A 1,274-nucleotide genomic window follows, 5' to 3' on the forward strand; every position below is an offset into this window, starting at 1 on the left:
GGCGAACCGAACTGGCGGCGCTCCACCGCCCAGTCCCGGGCCAGCTCCAGCGCCCGCTCGGCCGCCCCGACGGTCCGGGCGGCGATCATCAGCCGTTCCTCGGTGAACCAGGAGCGCGTGATGTCGTAGCCGTTGCCGATCTCCCCGAGCACGGCGTCTTCGGGCACGTGCACGTCCGTGAAGGTGAACTCGGGGTGCTCGTAGACGAACGTGTGCATCCAGCGCGGGACCCGCGTCATCTCGACGCCCGGGCTGTCCTTGTCGACGAGGAACAGGGTCGGGGCCCGTTCCTCCCCCGCGACGGCGAGCACGATCATGAAGTCCGCGTGGTCGCCGACGGTGACGAACCACTTCTCGCCGTTCAGCACCCAGCCGCCGTCGGTACGGGTCGCGGTGGTGCGCACGCTCTGCGGGTCCGAGCCCGCCTCGGGCTCGCTCACCGCGTAACAGTCGCGCCGCTGCCCGCGGATGACGGGGACGAGGTAGCGCTCGCGCTGCTCGGGCGTGCAGAAGGACAGCGCGTTGGCCGGACGCCACACCATGTCCCACAGTGCGCCGGTCAGCCGTCCGAGCTCGGCCTGGACGGTGACCTGTTCCTGGACGGTGAGCCCGGCCCCGCCCCACTCGGCCGGCATGTTGACGGCCTGCAGGCCGCTGTCGAGGACCGCGTCGCGGATCTCGGCGTGGGCGTGCGGGGGAAGTCCGTTGTTCTCCTCGCAGTCGAGCTCGTAGGTGGTGATGAACTCGGTCAGTGCGCGCGCCGCGCTGCGGAGCTCCTCCTGACGCGCGGTGAGACGGAAGTCCATGTCACTCCTCTGGGATCGTGGGACGGGGGTGAAGTACGGGGTGCGGTACGGGGTGCGGTACGGGGTCAGGCGCCGGGCAGCGCGAGGGCGCGGGTGCCGCGCTTGACGAGCTCGTTGGCGATGATCAGGCGCTGGATCTCGGAGGTGCCCTCCCAGATGCGGTCGACGCGCAGCTCACGGTAGAGGCGTTCGACGGGGTGGGAACGGTCGTAGCCGCGGCCGCCGAAGATCTGCACGCACCGGTCGACGACCCGGCCGGCGGCCTCGCTCGCCGCGAGCTTCGCCGTCGAGGCCTTCGCGTGGAGGGTCTTGCGGTCGGTGTGCGGCTGGTCGGCTTCCCAGGCGACCTGGTGGGTGTAGGCGCGGTTGACGGCGATGTCGACCGCGCAGTCCGCGAGCATGCCCTGCACCAGCTGGAAGTCGGCGATGGGCGAACCGAACTGGCGGCGCTCCACCGCCCAGTCCCGG

The 1,274-nt window shown here is 71.2% G+C and carries 2 protein-coding genes; both read right to left on the reverse strand.

What is annotated here, in order from left to right:
- The coding region (locus ACFXA3_RS42755; RefSeq protein ID WP_385196984.1) for an acyl-CoA dehydrogenase family protein at nt 1-806 on the reverse strand (806 nt) is incomplete at its 3' end.
- A 65-nt stretch (nt 807-871) separates the two neighbouring features.
- Nucleotides 872-1,274, reverse strand: a 403-nt coding sequence (locus ACFXA3_RS42760; protein WP_385196987.1) for an acyl-CoA dehydrogenase family protein, incomplete at its 5' end; no start/stop codon positions are given.

The organism is Streptomyces sp. NPDC059456, assembly GCF_042750055.1.
Taxonomy (GTDB): domain Bacteria; phylum Actinomycetota; class Actinomycetes; order Streptomycetales; family Streptomycetaceae; genus Streptomyces.